22 protein-coding genes are annotated in these 23,529 nt (G+C 70.9%); 8 read left to right on the top strand and 14 right to left on the bottom strand.

Going from position 1 to position 23,529, the window contains the following annotated elements; genetic code table 11:
* Positions 1–255 precede the first annotated feature (255 nt).
* Positions 256–1,428, top strand: a complete 1,173-nt coding sequence (fxlM, locus tag ACSC1Q_RS37570; RefSeq protein WP_436763492.1) for a methyltransferase, FxLD system — start codon at positions 256–258, stop codon at positions 1,426–1,428.
* A gap of 143 nt (positions 1,429–1,571) precedes the next feature.
* Here the strand turns inward: fxlM and katG are convergent, their stop codons facing one another.
* Together katG and ACSC1Q_RS37560 are read right to left on the bottom strand one after the other, a co-directional pair.
* Positions 1,572–3,842 (bottom strand): catalase/peroxidase HPI, encoded by a 2,271-nt coding sequence (gene katG / locus ACSC1Q_RS37565; protein ID WP_436763491.1) that lies wholly within the window; start codon positions 3,840–3,842, stop codon positions 1,572–1,574.
* Between the two features lie 15 nt (positions 3,843–3,857).
* The gene (locus ACSC1Q_RS37560) at positions 3,858–4,289 is read right to left on the bottom strand and encodes a Fur family transcriptional regulator (RefSeq protein WP_436763490.1); all 432 of its coding nucleotides are present in this window, start codon (positions 4,287–4,289) and stop codon (positions 3,858–3,860) included.
* A gap of 584 nt (positions 4,290–4,873) precedes the next feature.
* Here ACSC1Q_RS37560 and ACSC1Q_RS37555 point away from each other — a divergent pair.
* Positions 4,874–5,596, top strand: coding sequence for a helix-turn-helix domain-containing protein (locus tag ACSC1Q_RS37555; protein WP_436763489.1), 723 nt, complete (start codon positions 4,874–4,876; stop codon positions 5,594–5,596).
* Here the strand turns inward: ACSC1Q_RS37555 and ACSC1Q_RS37550 are convergent.
* The 4 genes from ACSC1Q_RS37550 to ACSC1Q_RS37535 form a co-directional block, all read right to left on the bottom strand.
* A complete protein-coding gene (locus tag ACSC1Q_RS37550) occupies positions 5,578–6,156 on the bottom strand; it encodes a dihydrofolate reductase family protein (protein WP_436763488.1) in 579 nt (192 codons plus the stop codon). The genes ACSC1Q_RS37555 and ACSC1Q_RS37550 overlap by 19 nt on opposite strands.
* A 115-nt stretch (positions 6,157–6,271) precedes the next feature.
* The gene (locus ACSC1Q_RS37545; RefSeq protein WP_436763487.1) at positions 6,272–6,517 is read right to left on the bottom strand and encodes a hypothetical protein; all 246 of its coding nucleotides are present in this window, start codon (positions 6,515–6,517) and stop codon (positions 6,272–6,274) included.
* A gap of 28 nt (positions 6,518–6,545) precedes the next feature.
* Complete coding sequence (mug, locus tag ACSC1Q_RS37540) at positions 6,546–7,079, bottom strand: G/U mismatch-specific DNA glycosylase (protein ID WP_436763486.1); 534 nt, start codon at positions 7,077–7,079, stop codon at positions 6,546–6,548.
* Between the two features lie 327 nt (positions 7,080–7,406).
* The gene (locus ACSC1Q_RS37535) at positions 7,407–8,222 is read right to left on the bottom strand and encodes an isocitrate lyase/PEP mutase family protein (RefSeq protein WP_436763485.1); all 816 of its coding nucleotides are present in this window, start codon (positions 8,220–8,222) and stop codon (positions 7,407–7,409) included.
* A 171-nt stretch (positions 8,223–8,393) separates the two neighbouring features.
* Between ACSC1Q_RS37535 and ACSC1Q_RS37530 the strand changes: the two genes are divergently transcribed.
* From ACSC1Q_RS37530 to ACSC1Q_RS37515, 4 genes are all read left to right on the top strand, one after another.
* The gene (locus ACSC1Q_RS37530; protein WP_436763484.1) at positions 8,394–9,029 is read left to right on the top strand and encodes a TetR/AcrR family transcriptional regulator; all 636 of its coding nucleotides are present in this window, start codon (positions 8,394–8,396) and stop codon (positions 9,027–9,029) included.
* Positions 9,030–9,328: 299 nt separating this feature from the next.
* Positions 9,329–9,784 carry a DoxX family protein gene (locus ACSC1Q_RS37525; RefSeq protein ID WP_436763483.1) on the top strand — a complete coding sequence of 152 codons (456 nt, stop codon included), beginning with the start codon at positions 9,329–9,331 and terminating at the stop codon, positions 9,782–9,784.
* 303 nt (positions 9,785–10,087) lie between these two features.
* A complete protein-coding gene (locus ACSC1Q_RS37520; RefSeq protein WP_436763482.1) occupies positions 10,088–11,119 on the top strand; it encodes an ATP-binding cassette domain-containing protein in 1,032 nt (343 codons plus the stop codon).
* A gap of 213 nt (positions 11,120–11,332) precedes the next feature.
* Positions 11,333–12,088, top strand: coding sequence for an ABC transporter permease (locus ACSC1Q_RS37515; RefSeq protein ID WP_436763481.1), 756 nt, complete (start codon positions 11,333–11,335; stop codon positions 12,086–12,088).
* A gap of 208 nt (positions 12,089–12,296) precedes the next feature.
* On the opposite strand, the gene ACSC1Q_RS37510 is transcribed toward ACSC1Q_RS37515, so the two are convergent.
* A complete protein-coding gene (locus ACSC1Q_RS37510; RefSeq protein WP_436763480.1) occupies positions 12,297–14,282 on the bottom strand; it encodes a glycosyl hydrolase family 28-related protein in 1,986 nt (661 codons plus the stop codon).
* 550 nt (positions 14,283–14,832) lie between these two features.
* Between ACSC1Q_RS37510 and ACSC1Q_RS37505 the strand changes: the two genes are divergently transcribed.
* Positions 14,833–15,129, top strand: coding sequence for a hypothetical protein (locus ACSC1Q_RS37505; RefSeq protein WP_436763479.1), 297 nt, complete (start codon positions 14,833–14,835; stop codon positions 15,127–15,129).
* A 32-nt stretch (positions 15,130–15,161) separates the two neighbouring features.
* Here the strand turns inward: ACSC1Q_RS37505 and ACSC1Q_RS37500 are convergent, their stop codons facing one another.
* The 3 genes from ACSC1Q_RS37500 to ACSC1Q_RS37490 all read right to left on the bottom strand — a co-directional run bounded on the left by ACSC1Q_RS37500 (position 15,162) and on the right by ACSC1Q_RS37490 (position 17,548).
* The gene (locus ACSC1Q_RS37500) at positions 15,162–15,551 is read right to left on the bottom strand and encodes a hypothetical protein (RefSeq protein WP_436763478.1); all 390 of its coding nucleotides are present in this window, start codon (positions 15,549–15,551) and stop codon (positions 15,162–15,164) included.
* 213 nt (positions 15,552–15,764) lie between these two features.
* Complete coding sequence (locus ACSC1Q_RS37495; RefSeq protein WP_436763477.1) at positions 15,765–16,412, bottom strand: response regulator transcription factor; 648 nt, start codon at positions 16,410–16,412, stop codon at positions 15,765–15,767.
* Entirely contained in the window at positions 16,403–17,548 is a 1,146-nt protein-coding gene (locus ACSC1Q_RS37490) for a sensor histidine kinase (protein ID WP_436763476.1), read from the bottom strand. The genes ACSC1Q_RS37495 and ACSC1Q_RS37490 overlap by 10 nt, the downstream gene beginning before the upstream one ends.
* Before the next feature lies 1 nt (position 17,549).
* On the opposite strand from ACSC1Q_RS37490, the gene ACSC1Q_RS37485 reads away from it, so the two are divergent.
* A complete protein-coding gene (locus ACSC1Q_RS37485; RefSeq protein ID WP_436763475.1) occupies positions 17,550–17,681 on the top strand; it encodes a helix-turn-helix domain-containing protein in 132 nt (43 codons plus the stop codon).
* On the opposite strand, the gene ACSC1Q_RS37480 is transcribed toward ACSC1Q_RS37485, so the two are convergent.
* The 4 genes from ACSC1Q_RS37480 to ACSC1Q_RS37465 all read right to left on the bottom strand — a co-directional run bounded on the left by ACSC1Q_RS37480 (position 17,678) and on the right by ACSC1Q_RS37465 (position 23,358).
* Positions 17,678–19,201, bottom strand: a complete 1,524-nt coding sequence (locus ACSC1Q_RS37480; RefSeq protein ID WP_436763474.1) for a carboxylesterase/lipase family protein — start codon at positions 19,199–19,201, stop codon at positions 17,678–17,680. The two genes, ACSC1Q_RS37485 and ACSC1Q_RS37480, sit on opposite strands and share 4 nt — an antisense overlap.
* A gap of 116 nt (positions 19,202–19,317) precedes the next feature.
* Positions 19,318–20,178, bottom strand: coding sequence for an alpha/beta hydrolase family protein (locus tag ACSC1Q_RS37475; RefSeq protein WP_436763473.1), 861 nt, complete (start codon positions 20,176–20,178; stop codon positions 19,318–19,320).
* Between the two features lie 625 nt (positions 20,179–20,803).
* Positions 20,804–22,126: a sensor histidine kinase gene (locus ACSC1Q_RS37470; RefSeq protein WP_436763472.1), complete on the bottom strand. Its 1,323-nt coding sequence runs from the start codon at positions 22,124–22,126 to the stop codon at positions 20,804–20,806.
* Positions 22,127–22,722: 596 nt separating this feature from the next.
* Positions 22,723–23,358, bottom strand: coding sequence for a dihydrofolate reductase family protein (locus ACSC1Q_RS37465; protein WP_436763471.1), 636 nt, complete (start codon positions 23,356–23,358; stop codon positions 22,723–22,725).
* Between the last annotated feature and the right edge of the window lie 171 nt (positions 23,359–23,529).

Below are 23,529 nucleotides of genomic sequence, written 5' to 3'. Positions count from 1 at the left end.
TGACCCCCCGGGCCCGCTCCCGTCGGCCGGAGGGCGAGAGCCGCCCGCCGGCGCCTCGGACCGGCGGGCCCTTCCCTCCCGCCCCGGCAGGCGTTGCGCGCTAACCGTATGAGGGGTACCGTCACGGCCCGCGGGACCCGCGCTTTCCCGCCCGATCCCGGCACGGGGCGTCGGGAGACGGCGCGTCACGGGGACGTTCGACATGTGCGGGGGCATATAACTCAGGGCACTACGCATACGGCACGGAGGTCGGCGATGACTGAGTGGCACGCGTTACGGGAAGAGCTGGTCTCGCGGGTGAGCGCGCGGGGCATCAGCGAGGTCGTGGTCGACGCGTTGCGGGTGGTGCCACGCCACGTGTTCCTGCCGGAGCTCGCGGCGGAGGCCGTCTACCAGGACGACGCGATCGTGACCAAGCGCGACCTGGAGGGCCGGCCGATCAGTTCCTCCTCCCAGCCGGCGATCATGGCCCTGATGCTCGACCAGCTCGACGTGGAGCCGGGACAGCGGGTGCTGGAGATCGGGACGGGGACGGGCTACAACGCCGCACTGCTCGCCCACCTGGTGGGACCCGAGGGCCTGGTCGTGAGCGTCGACATCGACCCTGACCTGGTGGAGCTGGCCGGGGAGCACCTGGCGGTCGCGGGTCACCCCGAGGTGAGGCTGGTGGGCGGCGACGGCGCCGAGGGGTTTCCCCCCGAGGCGCCCTACGACCGGGTGATCGCCACCGTCGGCGTGTGGGACCTCGCCCCGGCGTGGCTGGAGCAGCTCGCCCCCGGCGGGCGCCTCGTCGCCCCGCTGGACCTGCGGGGGGTACAACGCTCGGTGGCGATGGAACGGGACAACGGGCACTGGACGAGCCGCTCGGTGCTGCCCTGCGGGTTCATGCGGATGCGCGGCCCCTTCGCGGGTCCGGAGACGACGCTGATGCTGGACCGGGAGTCCGACCTGTCGATCTCACTGCCCGAGGCGAGCGAGATCGGCGACGTCCTGGGGGCGCTCGACGGGCCCGTGGTCGAGCTGTCCACCGAGATCAGCACCAGCCTCTCCCAGCTCCTCGACGGGCTGAGCCTGTGGCTCGCGGTGCACGAGCCCCGCTGGTGCACGATCTCGGAGGCGCGGCCCGGGTGGCTGGCCGCGCCCCCGCTCGACACGACGGGCTTCCGGATGGCCGTCGGCATCGTCGAGCGCGACAATCTCTGCCTGCTGGAGCCGTCGCCGGACGGGACACTGATCGCACGCGGCCACGGGCCTGACAGGGTACGGCTGGCGAGTGAGATGGTCGCCCACATCCAGGCCTGGGACATGGCGGACAGGCCCATGACGTCGGGGCTGCGCATCGACGCCTACCGAGGCGACCCGCCAGACGGCGGGCTCCTCATCCGCAAGCGCCACACCACGCTCGCCCTGTCCTGGAAAGACCTCTGAGCCGCGCCCGGCCCGTCGTGGAAAGCGAGACTCGATACCCGGCCCCTTCGCGAGGAAGACGGTCCGTGACCATGGCCGGGCCCGGCAGCGGACGAGCCCGGTCGATCATGGTGGCTCGACCGGGCTCGTCAGGTGGAAACGGATCAGGTGAGGTCGAACCGGTCGAGTTCCATGACCTTGGTCCAGGCCGCGACGAAGTCGGCCACGAACCTGTCGGAGGCGCCCTGTCCGGCGTAGACCTCCGCGAGGGCCCGGAGCTGGGAGTTGGAGCCGAAGACGAGGTCGACCGCGGTGGCGGTCCACTTCACCTCGTCGGTGCTCACGTCGCGGATCTCGTACACGTGCTCCTCGGACTCCGAGGCCTTCCACCGGGTGCCCGCGGAGAGCAGGTTGGTGAAGAAGTCGTTGGTGAGCACGCCGGGCCGGTCGGTGAGGACGCCGTGCCGGGTGCCGCCGACGTTGGCCCCGAGAGAGCGCAGGCCGCCGACGAGGACGGTCAGCTGGGGCGGGGTCAGGCTGAGCATGTAGGCACGGTCGACGAGCAGCACCTCCGGCGGGGTCTTCTCCCCGGAGGACAGGTAGTTGCGGAACCCGTCGGCGCGGGGTTCGAGAACCCCGAAGGACTCGACGTCGGTCTGCTCCTGGGTGGCGTCGGTGCGGCCCGGGCGGAACGGTACCGTCACCGTCACGCCGGCCTCGCGTGCCGCCCTCTCGACGGCGGCCGAGCCGGCCAGCACGATCAGGTCGGCGAGCGAGATCTTCGCGCCACCGGCCTCGTTGAACTCACTCCGGACGCCCTCAAGGGTGTCCAGGACCGTCGCGAGCCGCTCGGGCTGGTTGACCTCCCAGCTCCGCTGCGGCTCCAGGCGGAGCCTGGCGCCGTTGGCGCCGCCGCGCTTGTCGGTGGACCGGAAACTCGCGGCGGAGGCCCAGGCGGTGGAGACCAGCTGGGCGGTCGTGAGGCCGGACTCCAGGACCTTGGCCTTCAGGGAGGCGACGTCGCCCTCACCCACCAGTTCGTGCTCGACGGCCGGCACCGGGTCCTGCCACAGCTGGGGCTCGGCGACCCACGGCCCGAGGAAGCGGCTGACCGGACCCATGTCGCGGTGCAGCAGCTTGTACCAGGCCTTGGCGAAGGCCAGCGCGAACTCGTCGGGGTGCTCCAGGAAGCGGCGGGAGATCTTCTCGTACGCCGGGTCGACGCGCAGCGACAGGTCCGTCGTGAGCATCGTCGGCTTGTGCTTCCTCGACGGGTCGTGGGCGTCGGGGATGATCGCCTCGGCGTCCTTCGCGACCCACTGCTTCGCGCCGCCGGGGCTCGTGGTGAGCTCCCACTCGTAGCCGAAGAGGATCTCGAAGAAACGGTTGCTCCACTGCGTCGGCACGTCGGTCCACGTCACCTCAAGACCGCTGGTGATCGTGTCCCCGGCCTTGCCGCTGCCGTAGGTGCTCAGCCAGCCCAGGCCCTGCGACTCCAGCGGCGCGCCCTCGGGCTCCGGGCCCACGTGGTCGTCCGCGATCCCGGCGCCGTGGGTCTTGCCGAACGTGTGGCCGCCGGCGATGAGGGCGACGGTCTCCTCGTCGTTCATCGCCATCCGCCCGAAGGTCTCGCGGATGAAGTGCGCCGCCGCGGCCGGGTTCGCGTTGCCGCGGGGACCCTCCGGGTTGACGTAGATGAGACCCATCTCGGTCGCGCCGACGTCCGGCGCCATCTCGTTCTCGGTGACGTAGCGCGCGTCGCCGAGCCAGGCGTCCTCCAGGCCCCAGATGATCTCCTCGGGCTCCCAGATGTCCTCGCGGCCGAAACCGAAGCCGAAGGTCTTGAACCCCATGGACTCCAGGGCGACGTTGCCGGCGAGCACGAGCAGGTCGGCCCACGAGATCTTCTGGCCGTACTTCTGCTTGACCGGCCACAGCAGCCGGCGGGCCTTGTCGAGGTTGGCGTTGTCGGGCCAGCTGTTGAGCGGGGCGAACCGCTGGGAGCCGTCGCCGGCACCGCCGCGGCCGTCGTGGGTGCGGTAGGTGCCCGCGGCGTGCCAGCTCATCCGGATCATCAGGCCGCCGTAGTGGCCGAAGTCGGCCGGCCACCAGTCCTGCGAGGTGGTGAGCACCTCGACGATGTCCTGCTTGAGGGCCTCGACGTCGAGCTGTTCGAGCTCCTTGGCGTAGCTGAAGTCCTCCGCCAGCGGGTTGCCCTTGGAGGAGTGCGCGCGCAGTATCGAGAGGTCGAGCTGGTTGGGCCACCAGTCCCGGTTCGTGTGCGGACGACCGCCGGTCTTCGGGGTCGGCGAGTCGATGGCCGGGTTCTCGCTCTCGCTGCCCCGCGCGGTCACGGAGTCGTGCGCGATCGGACAGCCGCCTGCCTCACCCCCGCTCTTCGGGCCGTTGACGATCGCGTCGTGGTTCTCGGTCATGGAAATCCTTCCGGATCAGCTGGCGGTGGAACAGTTGAGGCACACGCCCCAGTAAATGATCTCGGCCTCGTCGATCACGAAGCCGTGATCGTTGGACGCGGTCAGGCAGGGCGCCTCACCGACCGCGCAGTCGACGTCGGCGACGACGCCGCACGATCGGCACACGATGTGGTGGTGATTGTCGCCGACCCGCCCCTCGAACAGGGCCGGGCTGCCCGGCGGTTCTATACGGCGGACGAGCCCCGCGGTGGTGAGCGCGTGGAGGCCCTCGTACACGGCTTGGAGGGAGACCTGGCCGATACGGTCACGTACTCCCGAGGTGAGCGCCTCGACATCGAGATGGTCACCGTTTCTGACGGTTTCGAGCAGTGCGACACGGGCCGCCGTCACCCGTAGGCCGGCACCTCGCAGCTCCTCGGCGGTGGTCGGGGGCTGGGATGCGGTCATAGCCCAAATATACCTTCATAACGTGAATAATTTAAAATGTTGACTGGTTAAAGTCTTGCGGGGTGCCCTTCGGTGACCAGGAGCACATGCGTGTTCGTGATCGGTCTGGTCCGGCTGTGACCCGGCGTCCTCGTCACGGCCCGAGGCGGGGCACAGGAGGCGGGCGGGAACGAAGACGCCGGGCACGGCGCAGGCCGCGAAGCCCGGCCGGTCGAGCCTCGCCGCATTCCGAGAGCCCCGATTCCGGGGAGCCCCGATTCCGGGTGATCGGCGGGAGATCGGCCGGGTGATCGGCGGGACGATCGGCCGGGTGACGGCAACCCCGGACGGGGACGGCGGACGATCATGGATCGTAGGGCCAGGTCAGGGCCGGTGTGCGCCGGCCGCCTGGATCGCCTCACCGGCGGGTACAGGCCCGGCGACAAGCGGCTTCCAGCCTGGTCAAGGGCCATCCGGAACCGAGCACGCTCGCGATCATGTCAACCGGCCGTGTCCGCGTCCGGCCCGCGGGCCGGGTCCTGGCCGTTGTCCGGCACGACGGCGGCCCGATCGGGTGTGCGGCGAACTGCGCCTATCCTTCTCCCGTGGCACTGCGGTTCGAGACTCGCGCGTCCGACTCCCCCTGGGTCGACACCGTGTGGACCTGCACGAGCGAACGGGTCGCGGAGATGACCTCGGTGGCGACGGTGTGCTGGGGTCTGGTGTTCTGGGAGCTCGACGGCACGGCGTACGCGGGCGTCTCCGGCCCTGAGACCGGCACCGGCACCGCGCCGGTGCCGGAGGGCGCGACCTTCGTCGGCATCGAGTTCGCGGTGGGGACCTGGCTCCGGGCCGTGCCCACGCCGGCCCTGGTCGACCGTGGCGTCGAACTCCCCGGCACCACGCGCAGGACCTTCCGGCTGGACGGTCTCCGCTGGGAGAGGCCCGGCCCCGACGACGCCGAGGCCCTGGTCGACCGCCTCGTGCGCGCCGGAGCCGTGGTCCGCGACCCGCTCGTCTCCGAGGTTCGCCGAGGCCACCGTCCGGTGCTCTCGGAACGCACCGTCGAACGCCGGTTCCGCACGGCGACCGGGCTCACCCAGGGCGCCGTACGGCAGATCGAACGTGTCCGCAAGGCCTCGGCGCTGCTGGCCGCTGGCGCCCAGGTCGCCGATGTCGTCACCAAGTTCGAGTACTTCGACGAGCCGCACCTGGCCCGTGCGCTGCGCCGGTACGTCGGGCGTACGGCGCGGCAACTCCGCGAGGGCACCGGCGGCGCCCTCGCCCTGGATATGGATCTGGATCTGGATCAGCCGACGACGTCGTAGATCAACTTGACGACACCGTTCGGGTAGGCCGCGGACTCCCGGAGCCTCAGTGCCTGCTTGTCCTTGTCCGTGCCGCTGAACAGGCTCTTCCCGGCTCCGAGCAGCACCGGGAAGACGAGCAGGTTGTACCGGTCGACCAGGCCCGCGTCCGACAGGCGCCGAGCGAGCTCCGCGCTCCCGTGGATGAAGATCGCGCCCCCCTCGCTCTCCTTGAGCCCGGCGACGTCCTCGGCCGAGCGCAGGATCGTCGTCGGACCCCACCCCTCGACTAGGGCGTCGTCGGGCAGTGTGGTCGAGACCACGTACTTGGGCAGTTCCCTGTAGGCGGCGTGGTCCTCCGAGTCGCGCCACACCGGTGCGAACACCTCGTAGCTGCGGCGGCCGAACATCAGCGCCGTCGTGTCCTCCAGTTCCTCGCCCTTGAGTGAGAACGCCTCGGGCAGGAACTCGACGTCCTTGACCACCCAGCCGCCGCTGCGGTGGTCCTCGCCCGGCCCACCGCCCGGGGAGTCCACGACGCCGTCCAGCGAAACGAACGCGGTGTAGACCAGATCACGCATGTGCTGTTCTCCTCATTACCGGGTGACTCATTACCGGGCGACAAGACCGCCAGGTAGATCGACAGGCGGATGGTGGTGCCCGCCGACGCACCGCGGCGAAGTGCCCACACCCATGCTAGGAAGCGCCACTTCGACCGTCTTGTACGGAAACGACGGCCCGAGGAGGTGGCGGACGACGCCACGACCGGGCGGCCGGTGAAACGAGCGCCACGTCGGCGGGGGCGATTCCGGCCAGGACGGGGGTGGCGATGACGGTGGCGATGGCGATGGCGGCGCCGATCACCGAGGCGGTGACGTCGGAGCGGTTGACGACGTGGGCGCGGGCGCCGTCCGGGGTGATCGCCCCGGTGATCGCCCCCACAGGTGTTCACGGTGGGGCCCCCGTGCTGTCAGGGGCGCGCGGATCGGTCGGGCAGTCCTGCCGCGTGGCGCAGCCGGGTGAACTCCGCCGCCAGGGCGGCGGGCGGGAAGTGAGCGTTGCGTCCGCTGGGGTTGGGCAGTATCCATACCCGGGTCCCGCCGATCGTCTCGGTCTGGGCTCCGATGCGGGCCTGGGGCGCGCCGAACGCGACGCGGTATCCGCTCACCCCGAGAAACGCCGCCCAGCGGGGAGAGAGGGCGCGCAGGCGCCGCGTCAGGTCGCGTCCGCCGTCGGCCAGTTCTTGCGGCGTCAGCTGGTCGGCCCGGGAGGTGGGCCGGCGCACGATGCCCGTGATGCCCAGCCCCAGGTCCAGCAGGTCTCGTTCCTGTCGCGGGCGCAGGACGGCGGGGGTGAAGCCGGAGGCGTGCAGGGCCGGCCAGAACCGGTTTCCCGGGGTCGCGAAGCTGTGCCCGGCCGCGACGGAGCGCGGTGCGGGATTGATGCCGATGAAGACGACGCTCAGCTCTTCGGCGAGGACGTCCGCCAGTCCTTGATCACTCATGGCTTCCCCGCCGATGGTCGGCGGACAGGAAGGCCCGGCGGCGCGGCCTCGCCCACAGCGTCGCCGCGCCGACGGCCCCACCGCGTCGGCGTGGGCCCGTCGCCGGAGACGTGCTCTTTCTTCGGGAAGTCATGACGCCTCTCGTCTCCGCTTTCCGTCGGCCCGGCCACGGCGCGCGTCCCGCTCCGCCACGTCCTCCCGGTGGGTGAGAATCCCGTGCGCGGCAGACGCGGCGTCACCTCGGAGAGCCGGACGCGATCGTCGCACCGGCACCGGACGAGTCGGCGAGCCGCGACTCGTCCGGGAAGGCTCGCCCGCCGGGCCGGACTACAGCGAGTGGAGCAGTTCCAGGCCCATCGTGGTGGGGAAGGCCGCGAGGTCGCCTCCGGCGAGCTTGCCGGCGGCCGTGCGCAGGGCGCTCAGGCTGTGCAGGTAGGGATCGACACCCAGGCTGATGCGGCGGGCGCCGGCCCGCTGGATGTCGCCGACGGTGAAGGCGCCGGACGACCATCCCAGGAGTACGTTGACGGGCTTGGGCGCGACCGCCTTGACGACGGTGGCGATGGCGTCCAGATCGGGCAGGTAGGGGGCGAAGAGCACGTCCGCGCCGGCCTCGGCGAAGGCGGTCAGGCGACGGACGGTGTCGTCGAGATCCGGCCGGCCCTGGATGAAGTTGTCGGTGCGGCCGGTCAGCACGATCCGTCCCCGGGCCGCGGTGGCGGCGTGGCGGACGCGCTCCACGGCCTCGTCGAAGTCGCGGATGGGGTGGCCGGGGTCGGCGGAGGTGTCCTCGACGCCGATGCCGGACAGGCCCGCGGCGATGGCGGCCTCGACGGTGTCGGCGACGTCGCCGGGGGTGTCGCCGTAGCCGTCCTCGAAGTCGCCGTTGACGGGGAGCCCGCTGGTCCGGCCGAGCAGCTGGGCGTGCGCGAGGTGTTCGTCGCGGCTGACCGCGTGACGGCCGTCGAGGCGGCCGAGGGTGGCGGCGAACGCGGCCGAGGAGGTGGCGACGGCCTTGAAGCCCGCCTCGGCGAACACCGCGGCCGACAATCCGTCGAAGGCGTTGGGCATGACGAAGACGTCGTTCTGCTCGTGCAGGGCGGCGAAGGCTTCATAGCGCTCGCGTGAGGTGGTACCGGACATGGCTCTGTCCTCTCGAAATGGATGGTGTCGTGCCGACCGTCACCGCCCCTTGGAATCGCTCAGCGTTTCCGCAGGTCAGGAGGACGGCCTTCCAATTTTCTGGGCTGCATAGCCCAGTAAATCGGACACAGATTGGGCTGTCAAACCCAATCCTGGAGTACGCTCTGTGTCATGGGCGTTAAGAGGGCCGATGCGAAGTTCACGGCCAAGGGGCTCGCGGCCAGGGCGCGCATCATCGAGCACGCGGCGGAGTTGATCTACGCCCAGGGCGTGCACGGCACGAGCAACGAGTCGCTGCGCAAGGCGTCGGGCATCAGCGGATCACAGCTCACCCACTACTTCCCGGACAAGGAAAGTCTCGTGCTCGCGGTGATCGAGTGGCAGACGGAGAGGATCCTCGATCTGCACGCCGGGTCGAGCTTCGCGGGGTTCGACACCATCGGCGCCCTGCGGGAGTGGGCCGCGTTCTACGTCTCCCATGAGCGTGTGTGCCTGGAGGGCTGCACGCTGGGCTCCCTCGCGGCCGAGATCGTGAAGGCCGATCTCGATGTCCGCGACCGGCTCGCCGCCGACTTCGACCGCTGGAAGGACGTGCTGCGTGCCGGACTCGATCGCATGCGCGATCGCGGTCTGCTTCGCCTCGACGCCGACCCCGCGCGGCTGGCGAACCTGCTGCTGGCCGCCATGCAGGGGGGCATGCTGCTCGCCCAGATCGCCCGCGACGTCACCCCGCTGCGCGACGCCCTGACCGCCGCCATCGATCATGTGCAGTCCTTCGAGGCGACACAGGCGCCGCGCCCCGCGTGACCCCTTGGAAAGCCGCCCCCCCGCGTGACCCCTTGGAAGGACGCCCCCCGCGTGTCCCCTTGGATCTGACCCGGGCTCACCCTTTGCCGGAAAACCTCTGACCCACGCATCCCGTGCGTACCACGAAAAAGACCATCGGCCCGCACGTGCCACGCCACACCCACCGCGCCGGGCTCTCTGGGCGACGCCAAATCTTGACAGGGGATCACCAGGACGCGCGCGTGGGCGCGTCCACGGGCGGCGGCGGTGCGAGGCTGGGACGAGGACCGGCCTCGCGTCGCGAGAACAGGGGTGATTCGATGAAGATCGACCGATTCGGCGGACCGGTGCTCTCGCTCTTCCGCATGGTGACGGGCTTCCTCTTCCTCTGCCACGGCGTGGCGTCGATGTTCGGCGTGTTCGGCGGCAACCCCGCCACCGGCCGCGCCGTCGATTTCGCGGTCTGGCCCGGCTGGTGGGCCGCGCTCGTCCAGGTGCTCTGCGGCGGGCTCGTCCTCGCCGGACTCCTCACCCGCCCCGCCGCGATCCTCGCGTCCGGCTCGATGGCGTACGCGTTCTTCGTGGTGCACCTGCCGCAGGAGCTCCTGCCGTTGCGCAACGGGGGTGAGCCGTCGGCGATGTTCTGCTGGTCGTTCCTGCTCATCGCCGTACTGGGCGCGGGCCCGTGGGCGCTCGACAGCCTGCTCCCGCGCCGGCGGGACGACTCCGCGAAGCCCGGCCCCGCCCAGGTCCCCGTGCGTTCCGGGGGAAACTGACCACCCGCCACCGGGGTCCGGCCACCGTACGGCGGAAAATCCGCACTTTTTTCATCTTCTCCACGGGATGCGCGAAAAGCCCACGTCAGCGCGGGTGGACCGGCTCGGAGCGAAGATCGGCGATGCCGTACGGCACGGCGCACGAGAGCACGTTTCCGCAGGTCAGGCAGAACATGAATGTACGTTTCACGTTTGCCAAACCCGGATCGCGTGGTCAAGGATGAGGCATCTCCAATCAAGCCCCCGGCCAGGGGTTCATTTGGCATGCCACCCAACGCCCACGCCCACCCCGAGGAGGGGACGATGATCCATGCCCGAGGGCTGACCCGGCGATTCAAGGTCAGGAAGGGAAGCGTCGACGCCGTACGCGGCCTCGACATCGATGTGGAGGCGGGCCAGCTGGTGGCCTTCCTCGGCCCCAACGGCGCCGGGAAGTCCACCAGCCTGCGCATGCTGACCTCCCTGCTCCCGCCGACGTCGGGAACCGCGATCGTCGCGGGCCGCGACGTCGTGTCGGACCCGGCGGGGGTCCGCGCCCGCATCGGGTACGTCGGCCAGAAGAACGGCTCCGGCGAGAACTTCCGCGTCCGCGACGAGCTGGTGACCCAGGCGCGCTGCTACGGCCTCCGCCGGCCGGAGGCGCACCGGCGGGCCGACGAGATCCTCGGCCTGCTGGACCTGGAGTCGCTGGCCACCCGCAAGCCCGGCACCCTGTCGGGCGGCCAGCGCCGCCGCCTCGACATCGCGCTGGGGCTCATCCACCGGCCCGAACTGCTGTTCCTGGACGAGCCCTCGACCGGTCTCGACCCGCAGAGCCGCGCCAACATCTGGGAGCACATCCTGCGGCTGCGCGAGCTGCACGGCACGACCCTCTTCCTCACCACCCACTACCTGGAGGAGGCCGACAGCATGGCCGAACGAGTGGTGATCATCGACCACGGCCGGATCATCGCCGACGGGACGGCCGAACGGCTGAAGGGCGACCTGGCCGGTGACCGCGTCACGATCACCGTCCACGACGAGCCGGGGGCGGCGAGGGCCGCCGGGATCGCCGAGCGGATCGCCGGTCCCGGCGCGGTCACCGTCGACGGGACGACGGTGCGGCTGCGGGTGCCCCACGCGGGCGCGGCGCTGCCGGAGTATCTCCGGTCGCTGGAGTCGTCCGGGGTGAAGGTCGGCACCGCCGAGACCACCCGCCCCACGCTGGACGACGTGTTCCTCGCGCTGACCGGCCGCAGCCTGCGCGAGAGCGACAGGACGGATGAGCTCCCGGACGAGACCGGCGGCCCCTCGAACGAGACCGGCGAACCCTCGCACGACACGAGCGGTGTCTGACCGTCCCCGGTCCCCCCGGTCCCCGCCGTCCCCGCCGTCCCGCCGTCCCCACAGTCCCCCGATCCCGGCGTCCCTCGACGCCCCTCGACGCCCCTAGGCGTCCCCGCCGTCCTCGGCGATCCCGGTCGTCCTCGGCGTCCCCAGGCGTTCTCGGCGATCCCGGCGTCCCCGGTGATCCCCGTCCCCTCCCCCACCGGTCAGAAAGGCCACACCGTGAGCGTGCAGTTCCTCCGTGACACCGGAACCGTCTTCTCCCGCGAGTTCGCCCCCGTGGTGCGCGAACCCCTCGGGCTCCTCTTCACCATGGGCCAGCCGCTGCTCTTCCTGTTCCTGTTCGGCCCGTTGCTCGGAGAGGTGGGGGGCTTCGAGGGCTCGCCGTGGCAGTGGTTCGTGCCCGGCATCCTGATCATGATGTGCCTGTCCGGGCCGATGATGGCCGGATACTCCCTGCTGATCGATCTGATCGGCGGCTCGATGGAGCGCATGCTGGTCACCCCGCTGAACCGCACGGCGATGCTGGTCGGCCGGACGATGAAGGAGTTCGCCATCCTGCTGGCCCAGGCCGTGCTGATCATCGTCCTCGCGGTGCCGCTGGGCTTCCGCCCGCATCTCACGGGCGTGCTGGCCGGCCTGGCGGTGCTGATCGTGTTCGGGGTCGGCCTGGGCGCGCTCTCCTTCGCCCTCGCGATCGCGTCCAGTCCGGGCGGTGATCTGTTCTACGGGGTCACCCAGCTGGTGATGTTCCCGCTGATGCTGCTGTCGGGCGTACTGCTGCCGATGGACTCGGGCCCGGGGTGGCTCCAGGCCGTCGCCACGCTGAACCCGGTCTCCTACGTCGTCGAGGCGGAGCGGGCGCTGTTCTCCGGCCGTTTCACGGACGTGTCGGTGCTGTACGGGACGCTCTGCGCCTGCGCCGTCGCCGCGGTGGGCCTGGTGGTCGGCACCAGGGCGATGCGCCGCGGCGTCTGACGCCTTCGGGGAGATCGTGCTCCGGGATCGCCGTACGGCCGGAATTCCCGGCCCGGAGGGCATCGATGCGCCCGGCGCGGGGGCGCGCCTCGGCGGGTACGGGAGCGGGCACGGAGAACGACCGGCCGCCCGGGAAATCCCGGACGGCCGGTCGTTCAGATCGGATCAGCTCAGATCGGTGACACCGGAGACGCGTCGTGGCGGAGGATCACCACGGGGACGGCGCCGGCGGCGCGACGACCGGCGGGCGGTCGTCACAGGTGATGGTGTTGGGCAGCATCCACGGGGCGAGCCAGGCTCCGGTGGTGCCGCCGCCGTCGTTGCCGCCGAGGTCCGTCAGCGAGAACTCCGAACCGGTGGGCGGGAAGTTGAACGAGCCGCAGTTGTTGACGCCGACCGCGCCGACGTTGCGGGCGTCCACGTTCTCGAAGGAGGCGGACCCCTTCACCCGGGCGCTGACCACCGAGGTGCCGGTGCCGTCGACCCTGATGTCCTTGAAGTGGACGTTCGTGATCGAGTAGAGGTCCTTCACACCCCAGTCGCTGACCAGCATGATCGCGTTGTAGGTGTTGTCGAGGAAGTGGTTCCCGACCACCTGGATGTCCGCCTCGATGTTCTTGTCGAGCGCGTAGAGCCAGATGGCCCCCAGGCCGATGTTCCAGTTCAGCTCGTACGTGCCGGCCCGGACCGTGGTGTTGTCCTTGATCGACAGTTTCCCGGCGAACGCCTCGGCGCCGAAGCGGGAGCCGACGTGGATGCCGCTGCCCTCGCGGATCGGGTCGGCGACGAGGTTGTTCGAGATGGTGTTGTCCGTGCCGCCGTAGACGGCGATGCCGTTCGCGAGGGTCGGCGTCTGCACGGTGTTGTGGTCGAACGTGTTGCGGGCGTTGGCGATCTTCTCGGACCACAGGGCGAGGCCGTCGTCACCGGTGTTGCGGGTGAAGTTGTTCGACACGACCGAGTCCGTGACACCGCCGTGGAAGTTGAGGGCGTCGGCGATCTGGTCGACGATGATGTTGTTCGTGATCTTCAGGTTCCGCATCGGCCCGTCGAACCACATGCCCACCTTGGTGCGGTGGATGTAGAGGCCGTCGACGGTCGAGTCGCTCAGCGCGCCGCCGATGCCGTTCACCTGGTCGGTGTCGACGCGCTCGCGGACGTCACCCTCGATCGCGAAGCCGGACAGGTGCACGTTCCTGCTGCCGCCGTCCGCCGCGTACTTGCCGTAGAAGCCGACGCCGGTGTGCACCGAGCCGTCGGGGGCCGGGGCGGGGAGGGTGACCTCCTTGCCCTTGATGATCGTGTACCAGTTGCCGGCGCCCTCGATCGTCACGTTGTCGACGATGATGTGGCGGTTCACCTGGTAGACGCCCGGCGGGATGTAGACCTTGAGGCGGTTGCGCTTGGCGAACGCGATCGCCCTGTCGATCGCGTCGGCGGAGTCGCGCCTGCCGAGCGGGTCGGCGCCGAACGCCAGCACGTTCGCCGCGACGAGCCTGACGTGCGGCGCGCCGACGAGCTCGGAGTCGAGCAGGTCGATGATCGTCCACGCCGCGTTGCTCCCGGCCGGGACCGTGAGCCGCACCTTGTCACCCGCGCGGTACGTCCTGCCGAGCAGGAGACGCTGCTCGTCGTAGAAGTGCGTCGGGCGGAACGGCTTCGTGATCGTCGGGGTGGGCGTCGTGGCGCTGGGCACGCAGGCGCACTCGGTGATCCACCAGTCGGGGTGCAGCAGGTCGGCGTTCGGGTCGTTCGTGAACGGATACTGGTTGTACAGCCACGAGTACTGCGACGTGAGGGTCAGTACCTTCTTGCCCGCACCGTTCACCGTGACGTCGAGCGGCGCGGTGATGCCGCCCCCGTTGGGGGCGTCCGGGATGCTGTAGCGCACGGTGATCGCGTTGGCCGTCTTCGGCAGCGTGAACTCGACGTGCTGTCCCGGCGTGAGCCTGACCGCCTTGCGGCCGGACGCCTCTCCCGCCAGCGTGTACGCGGCGCGGTCCGGGCCGATGGCCGTGCCGTTCGTCGTGGCGTTCTCCGCCTCCTGCTCGGCGAAGGCGACACTGGCGCCCCGGCCCGCGACGAGTGACGGGTCGAGGGCGGCGCGTGTCACCACGGGAGCCGCCGCCCCGCCCGTACCCGCGAGGGCCGGGGCGCCGGGGACGAGGCCGAGGCCGACGGAGAGCGCGATCACCGCCCCGATCCCCGCCGATGCCCTTCGCGGTGGCCTGCCGGTCCATCTCGCCACAGCTCCTGTGATGCTCCGTGACATCGGATGCTCGTTTCTCTCGGGGGGTGAACACCTGAAGGCGCTCGGGGCGGAGCGAACGCCACGAGGGTGAGGTGACAGTAGGACTCCGATGCCTCGTTCCACAAGGCTCCTGCGAAATAGTTTCGTAATCTTGCTCTATAGCTGCGGTTACCTCTTAGGTTCTTGCAGCGCTTGTCATGAGTCATTGCGGTGTTTCGCAACGCACGACCTGCCGCAATACGAAGTGAAGCACGGCCCGCAAGGCCACCGAAGATCACGAGCCCTGACTCCACCCCGGACAGCGCCCGACCGGGCCCGACCGGCAGCACCACAGGACCGGACGGGCCGCACGCGCGACCACGGGAGAGGCGGGCGCGACGTCGCGCATCTCGCCCCTCCGCGAATGTCCGGCAACGGACACACAGGGTTGCTGACCGATCACCCTGGGTACGACGCCGTGGCATGCTCCACAAACCCCCATGAAAGGGCTCCTATGGCATCCCCCCGCATGACCGTCGCCCGCGTCGCCACCCTCCTCGCGGCCCTCGCCGTGCCCCTGCTCCTCCCGGTCGCGGCCCACGCGGACAGCCACTACGTCTGCGAGGACGGGACCAGGTTCCAGGTCTCGCCGATGCTCGGTTTCCACGTCCTGGCGACCGGGTGCACGGGCAGCGGGCAGGAGAGCCCGGTCACCATCGTCGTCTCGTCGGGCTACCACGCGGGCGAACACTTCTGCGAGCAACTGCTGGCCCAGGGGCCGACCCTGGTCAGCGCCATGCGGTGCGCCTGACGCCCCCCTCTCCTCGCAGGTGTCCCGCGAACTCACCCGCCGGTCCGGCCCTCCGCCCGGGTCCCCTCGGGGGCGCGCGTCCGGGGGTTCACGCTGATCGCGAGCAGCCCCGCGGCCACGACGCTGGAAAGGATCAGGGGAATATGGTTCGCCCCGTCCGCGAAGGCTCCGCGCGTGATGTACGTGCAGAGCGACACCGTCCAGACGGCCGCCGCCCAGGCCAGGGCGAATACCATCGCCGGCACGGCGAGCCGCCCCCGCGGGGTCGCCGAGACCGGCAGAAGCACGGTGAGCACGAGATCGGGCACCAGGAACGGGTTCCCGGCACGTATCGCGTCCGAGGTGACGAAGTAGTAGATCATCACCGTCGTCAGCACGCCGATCGTCCACCGGGCGATCGTCATCGCGTTTCCGGTCGTCATAGCGGGCATCGCCCTCCGGTTCTCCGTTCGATCAGACGTCGTCTCGCCTGACGTTCGAAGTGTGCGACGGCGACGGCGGCGCCGGAAGCCGGGCAGCACCCACCCGGGGCCGTGCCCGCCGCACTCGTGGGGGACGGTTAACCGTCCTTCATGGACGGCGACCGGCCGCCGGTGACGCGGGGCGGTGCTCCGGCCTCCGGGCCGGGAGGCGCGTCAGGTGTCGAGGTAGCGCAGGACCGCGAGGACCCGGCGGTGGTCGTCGGCGCTCGCCCGCAGCCCGAGCTTGGCGAAGATGCTCGTGCAGTGCTTCTCGACGGTCCGCTCGGCGATGCCGATCCGTTCCGCGACGGCCTGGTTGGTGCGGCCCTCGGCCATCAGCGCGAGGACCTCGCGCTCGCGGCCGGTGAGCGCGCGCAACGGGTCGTCGGCGCGGTCGTGGCGGCCGACCAGCTGGTCGATGACGATCGGGTCGAACGCCGAACCGCCGCCGCCCACCTGCCGGACCGCCGCCGCGAACCCCGCCAGGTCGGACACCCTGTCCTTGAGCAGGTAACCGACGCCGCGTGCGCCGTCGTCGAGCAGTTCGACGGTGTAGCTGACCCGGACGTACTGCGACAGGACGAGCACCCCGGTGCCGGGATGGCGCCGGCGGATCTCCCGGGCCGCCCGCAGTCCCTCGTCGGTCTGGGTGGGCGGCAGGCGGATGTCGACGACGGCCACGTCCGGGCGGTGCCGGGCCACCTCGGCCAGCAGCGCGGCGGGGTCGCCGACGGCCGACACGACGTCGAGGCCGGCCTCGGCGAGCAGCCGGGCGATCCCCTCGCGCAGCAGCATGTTGTCCTCGGCGATGACTACCCGCACGGCAGCACCGCCTGGACCAGGGTGCCGTCACCGGCGGGGCTGTCCACCCTGAGGGTTCCCCCGGTGGCCGCCACCCGGCCGGCGAGCCCGCGCAACCCGGACCCCCGGGCCGGGTCCGCTCCCCCTCGGCCGTCGTCGGATATCTCGACCAGCAACCGCCCGTCCCGGTGCTCGGCGCGCACCCGCGCCTCCCGCGCGCCGGCGTGCTTGGTGATGTTGGCCACCGCCTCGGCGACCACGTAGTACGCCGTCGTCTCGACCTCCACCGGCAACGGCGCCGGGAGCTCGAACGACAGCCGCAGGGGCACCGGGGCGAGCGCGGCCAGTTCCCGTACGGCACCGGGCAGGCCGCGTTCGGTCAGCACCGGCGGGTGGATGCCCTGCGACAGGGCCCGCAACTCGCCGAGAACGGCCAGCGTGGTGGTCTTCGCCTCGCCGACGAGCGCCCGCGCCTGGTCGGGACTGGTGCCGAGCCTCGACTCCGCCAGGCTGAGCGTCATGGGGATGGACAGGAGCCGTTGCTGCACGCCGTCGTGCAGGTCGCGTTCCAGCCGCCGGCGTTCCGTCTCGGCCGCGCGCAGAACCTGGCCGCGCGACTCGGCGAGCTGGTGCAGCCGCGCCCTCAGCTCGGCGGTCAGCCGCTCGTTCGCCAGGGCCAGCGCGGCGGCGGCGCAGGTGGCCTCGACCAGCTCGGGGTTGTCCAGCAACGCCGGATCGTGCACCAGCAGCGCGAGCGGAGCACCGTCGTGGTCGATGCGTGTCGCCACGCGGTCGCCGCCGTCCGGCGGGGGCACGACAAGGCCGTCGACGTCCACGTACCGGCTCGACTCCGGCATCCAGTACCCGACCCGCAGGGTCGGATCGTGGAGAACCCCGGCCAGGGCCCGCTGGATGCTCACCGGCCGCGAGCCGCCTCGGAGGTGGACGACCAGCTCGGCGACCCCGCCCCGGTCGGCGCGCCGCCGCAGGAGACCGCCCGCGTACGCCAGCGGGACGGCGGCGAGCGCGACGTGCATCACCGGTGTCAGGCCGCTCACCGCGACACCGGCGATCATCACCGGCTTCAGCGTCACGAACAGCGCCGTCGCCACCACGGCGGCGGCGAGCACGGGATTGAGCGACCGGCGCCGTGTCACGGTGCTGTCGCGCCACCGGCTCACCCTGGACTACCGGTTGCACCGGGTTCGCGCGCTGACCGGGCTGGACCTCGCGGTCCCCGCCGAGGCCCGGCTGCTGCAGGCGGCGCTCACCTCCAGGGATCTCGCCTAGCTCACCCAGCTCATCCGGTTCGCCCAGCTCGCACAACCCGTCCAGCCCGTCCAGCCCGCCTGGCTCGCCCTGTTCGCATGGTTCGCACGGCGCGGCTGGAGGCCTGGAGGCCTGGAGGCCTGGAGCCACACGTTCAGTTCCTCCTCCCTCGGCGCGAGGACCAGGTCCGTGCCGGGATGGTCGAAGACCATGACGGGCCGGCGCGCGTCCCAGGCGGCCCAGCCGGGGTCTCCCGAGGTGGCGAAGGCCACCCAGACGCGGTGCATGGCGTCGGCCAGCGGCTGGGGGGCGCCGGGCCCGGTCAGTTCCTCGCCGGCGCGCAGGGTGTCGAAGACGAAACCGATCTCCAGCGCGTGGCACGCGCCGAGCCCCATGACGGGCGAGCGCCAGACGAACTCGTAGACGAACGTCCGCGACGGCCGGGAGTCGGCGAGCCGGTTGAGGGGCCCGCGCAGCAGCAGGTCGGCGGCCATCTCGCCGAGGATCTCCCCGGGTTTGGCCCCCGGCCGGGTGGCCCGGTACAGCCGCGCCACCCGCCCCGGGATCCGGAACCTCAGCAGCGCCAGCCGCAGGGTGAGACCGCTGATCCGGTCCACCGTCCCGGTCGGTGCGAACCACAACCGGTACTCCTCCCGGTTGGAGCCCAGCAGCAGGTCCACCTCGGGAGGCGGGGGGTCGGCGGGCACCACGTCGCCGTCGGCCACGATGTGGAAGCCTGGCCCGCCGCCGATGGGGTCGGCCCTGCCGACCACCATGGCCTGTACGTCCAGCAGTCGCTCGCGATCCACCGCCGCGAACGCCTCGGCCGTGGCCGGTACCCGCAGTGCCTTCGCCATCGATCTCACGACCTTCGCGCCCTCGCCGCGCGGCACCGTGTGCGGCGGGCCGCTCTGCAGGATCGCCCGGTGGAACAGGCCCGCCGCGCGGGGACTGGTCATCAGGGCCGCGACGCAGATGGCTCCGGCGGACTCCCCGCACACGGTGACGTTGCGCGGGTCCCCGCCGAAGGCGTCGATGTTCTTCCCGACCCAGGTCAGGGCCGCGATCTGGTCGAGCAGGCCGCGATTGTCCGGCGCGTCGGGGAAGACGTCGAACCCCTCGGCCCCGAGCCGGTAGTTGATCGAGACGAGGACCACGCCGTCGCGTGCGAAGGCCCGCCCGTCGTAGAGCGGCAGGCTCGCCGAGCCGTTGCGCATCGAGCCGCCGTGGATCCAGACCATCACCGGCAGCCGGTCCTCACCGGCGGCCGGGGCCCAGACGTTGAGGTTGAGACACTCGTCGCCGGGGATGTCCGGATCGGGGATCAGCCGGTCGAGGGGCGGCCGGTAGGGCCTCTTGGGAGCGGTCGGCCCGTACTCCAGCGCGTCACGCACCCCCTCCCAGGGCTCGACGGGGGCCGGGGCGCGGAAGCGGTGGGCGCCGAAGGGCGGGGCGGCGTAGGGGACGCCGAGGAAGGTCGCGATCCCGTCCTGGACGCGGCCCCGGACCTTGCCGTGCCGGGTGGTCGCGATGATGTCCATCTCGGTCCTTTCGATGGGTGGCCGGCAGGCCGCCCCCGGCCGTGGCGGGGCCGGGGGCGGGTGCGAAGGAGATCGGGAGGCCGCGGGTCACGGCGGGAACGATCTCCCGGGCCGGGTCAGGGAGTGGCGGCGGGGATCTGGGTGGCCCGGGTGTTGCGGCGGACGTCGGACCAGGTGCGGGTGTCGGCGCAGATGCCGCAGGCGGGGCCGAAGAACTGGGCGCGGGCCGTCTGGTCGCCCATGAGGTGCAGCCGGAACCAGGCGGTCGTCGGCGCGGCGAACGGCCCGGCCCCGCCCACCACGGTGAAGTGGTCGGCCCCGCGCAGCTCGCCGTAGATGGCCGGGATGTGGCCGGCGGCGTTGTAGAAGGCCCTCACCAGCGCGGGGAAGACGATGCTGTCACGCTGACCGGCCAGCAGGAGCGCCGGGCCGTGTACGGCGTTGATGTTGGCCAGCGGTCCTGGCTGGATGGGCAGGATGGTGTCCACGCGCGGGTCCGCGCCGACGACGATGGCGGCCGCGCCGCCCTGGGAGTGGCCCGACGCGCCGACGCGCTCCAGGTCGACGCGGTCGTGGAAGACGCTGCCCGGGTCAGCGTTCCTGCGGGTGAGCAGGTCGATACCGGCGCGCATGGAGACGCCGAGGTTGGACTGCGGGGTGTTGGCGGCGGCGACGACGAAGCCGTGACTGGCCCAGTGCAGCAGCAGGTCCCGGTAGACGACCGGGAAGGCGAAGGTGCCGTTGCCCCACACGATCACCGGATGGCGGCGGTCGCTCCGCGCGATGTCACGCGGGTAGTACAGGGTGGTCACCGCCCCGACCTCCACGGTGGTGGCGTAGGGGCCGGGGGCGCCGAAGTCGGCGGCCGACACGGTGGCGGGGGCGGTTATGGACGCCGAGGCGGCGTTCACGCCGGCCGGGGCGGACAGGACGAGGACGATCGAGGTCAGCGGGACGAGCAGTTTTCTCCACAGCACGGCGAACTCCTGACGCCACGGTGAACCGGATGTTTCGTCCGGCTCACACCTTGTTTGATCGCACATACTGAAGGAGGAATCGACGGCCGTCTCTGCGCAATCGCGGCAATCACCGACGCCGGAGTTTGTGTGATGTTCCAACCGCCACGGGGAACGGGCGGGAGACGCCTTCCGCCCGCATTCGACGAACCGCTCACGTTTCACGGCCACTCACGTCCTACGACCGCTCACATTCGACGGCCACCCATGTCCTACAGCCGCTCACGTTCGACGACCGCTAATGCCCTACGACCGCTAATGCCCTACGACCGCTCATGTCCTACAGCCGCTCACGTTCGACGGCCGCTCACGCCTACGGCTGCTTGTGCTTCGCAACTACTCTCGCTCTACGATTACTCTCGTTTCACGGTCGCTCACGCTCGGCGACAGAGGGCGTGACAAGACGAGCACATCCAACGGTTCGCCCGGTGCCCCTCGCGCATCGCTCATGTGGCACCCATCTCGGCCGAGACCCCGGCGGCGCGGGCCGGCTCGGCGGAACGAACGCGAACGGATCAGATAACCCCGGTCGCCCCTGCCACCTCGGCCATCTCCATAACCTCGGCCATCTCCGCCATCTCAGCCTTCAGGGGATACGGGCCTGTTCCTTACCGTTGTCGCCCGGTGGGGCCACCGGGAGGCGCAGGACGAAACGTGCGCCGCCGGAGGGGGCGGTTCCGACCCGGAGCGTCCCGTCGTGGGCCTGGGCGATGCCACGGGCGATGGCCAGGCCGAGGCCCGTGCCTCCCCGGTCGCGGCTGCGGGCCGCGTCCAGCCGGGCGAACCGTTCGAAGATCCGTCCCCGGTCGGCCTCGGCGACGCCTTCCCCGTCGTCGTCGACGATGACCTCGGCGCCGTCGCCGTTCGCCCGCACCTCGACGAGCACCGACTCCCTGGCGTGCCGCTCGGCATTGTCCAGCAGGTTGGTGACGGCGCGGCCGATCTGGCTGTGCACGGCGTCGACGGGCACCTCCGAGGCGAGGACGAGCCGTACCTTCCGCGGATCCGCCCGCCGCGAGATCTCCGCCCGTACCAGCGTCGCCAGATCGATCCTTTCCCGGAGCTTGGACGGGTTGCTCTCAAGTTTGGCCAGCAGGAGCAGGTCGGCGATGATCGACTGCAGCCGGTCGAGATCGGACAGCGAGTGCGCGAGCAGATCGCTCAGATCGGTCTCGTCGGGGTGCAGCTGAGCCTCCTCCAGCTGGGCGCGCAGCCCGGCCAGAGGGGTTCGCAGTTCGTGGGAGGCGTCGGCGGTGAACTGCCGCTGGCGTTCCATCGCGCCCTCCAGGCGGGCCAGCGTGCGGTTGACGCTGTCGGCCAGCTCGTGGATCTCGTCGTCCCCGGGTGATACGGGCACCCGGCGGTCGAGGGAGCTCGCGTTGATCTCGTCGAGCTCGGCCCGAACGGCGTTCACCGGCCTGAGGGACACGGTGACGATCCGGTAGCCGATGTAGGTGATGACGCCGGCGAGTACCGCCATGCCCCCGATGACCGCCGTGGCCAGCCTCGAATCGACCAGCGGAGGGATCGTGGGGGAGGCGCTGTAGACGACCCACCTCGTTCCCCCCCGATGGGCCCACTGCGCGACCACGAGGTCGCATTCGCCGAGAAGGAAGTCGCCGCCGCACACGACCGCGGTGGTGACGTTCGTGCCGTCGGGGGTGAACGTCGCCATGGGCGGTTTGCCGTCCAGCCTCGGGGTCGAGGCGATGACCTTGCCCTGCGGGTCGACGACCTGGAGGTTGCGGGACTTGCGCTGCGCCAGGGGGTATTCCAGGTGGTTCCGCTCCAGTTGCACGGCCACCCGGCCACCGGCGGCGGTGATCTCCTCGATGAGAGAATTGGTGACGAAACGGTTGATCGAGAACATGACCATCGCGGCCACCAGCGAGCACAGCAAAAGCGCCACCACACCAGTGAACAGAGTGATGCGGGCTGTGATCGAGATCGGCCGTCCTGTTCTCATCCTCCGGTTCCCCCTGGCCAGTGGACCACACGGGCCACCCGGCTCCACGAGGGGGGTGGGGGTCTACCGGCATCGGCGCCACTCCCCGCTGTCAGCCCGTACCGGATGGACACCGGGCCACCTTGAGGCCCTCGGCAAGATCTTCCAGCGCGAGACCTGCGTCCGGCACTCCCTCGTTGTCACCGTCACCGTGCGTTCATCTCGTGGACCACCCGAGTGACGAACTCGATACGTGGACACGCCGCCTCCCGTGAGTCCGCGTGCGAATCAGCGATGACACCGCCGCCCCTCCAGCGGCCCATGGACCCACGAAACCCTCTGGCCTGCGCTTGTCATCCGCGCGACCGCCGACATACGCGAAACGCCGGGGAGCGGCAAGATCCGCCGGAACCGCGCTTCCCGCCCCGCGGCCCGGCCGGACCCGCCGTCCCCCGCGCCGGGACCAGGACCGGGGACGGCCCCACGTTCGAGATCGGCACCCGCCGGCACAGGGCCGCCGGGTACGGGGACGGCGTGATCGTCACCGATACGGCCGCTGTTCAGCCCGCCCCGACGCCGCGGTCCTCTCGCCGCATGTCCCCGGCGACGGGATTCCCCGTACCGAGGCCGTAGCGCAGGAGCACGGCGCCCTTGGACGACGTGACGGGCGGCTCCAGAAGCTCCAGGTTGGCGGGCACCGCGCCGCCGTCGAAGACCTTCTTGCCGACGCCGAGCACGATGGGGAAGAGCCACAGGTCGAGCCGGTCGAAGAGGCGCTCGCGCAGGAGGGTCTGCACCAGGTTCAGGCTTCCGATCACGTGGACGTGCTCGTGCTTGTCACGCAGCTCGCGTACGGCGCCCACCAGGTCGGGGCCCAGCCGCGTCGAGCCCGCCCAGTCCAGGTCCGGGGTGCCTCGCGAGGCGACGTACTTCGGGATGCCGTTGAACAGCGTCGCGATCCCGCCGTCGACGCCGTCGACCTGGTTCGGCCAGAACGCGGCGAAGATGTCGTAGGTCCTGCGGCCGAGCAGCAGGGCGTCCATGCCCTCCATCCCGGCACCGACGTGCCGGCCGACCGTCTCGTCGAACAGGGGCGCCTGCCACCCCCCGAACGGGAAGCCCTCGGGGTCCTCCTCGGGATCACCCGGCGCCTGGCCGACCAGGTCGAGCGTCGCGAACAGATCGATGTGGATCATGCCCACAGTGTCCTCCTCGTGTGCCGGCTCATGTTCCGGCACGAACATGGATCGCGTCCGGATTCGAACACACAAACGATCTCGGAGGGCCACGGCCCCTGTCTACCCCACCTCGGACCCCGGAGGTTCGCCCGCGTGCGGGAACACTATCGAGATCGCGGACCTCGCCCC

This window comes from Streptosporangium heterodermiicola, assembly GCF_051390675.1.
GTDB lineage: Bacteria > Actinomycetota > Actinomycetes > Streptosporangiales > Streptosporangiaceae > Streptosporangium.
The sequence above is the reverse complement of the archived record's forward strand: the minus strand, read 5'-3'. Positions and strand labels throughout refer to the sequence as shown.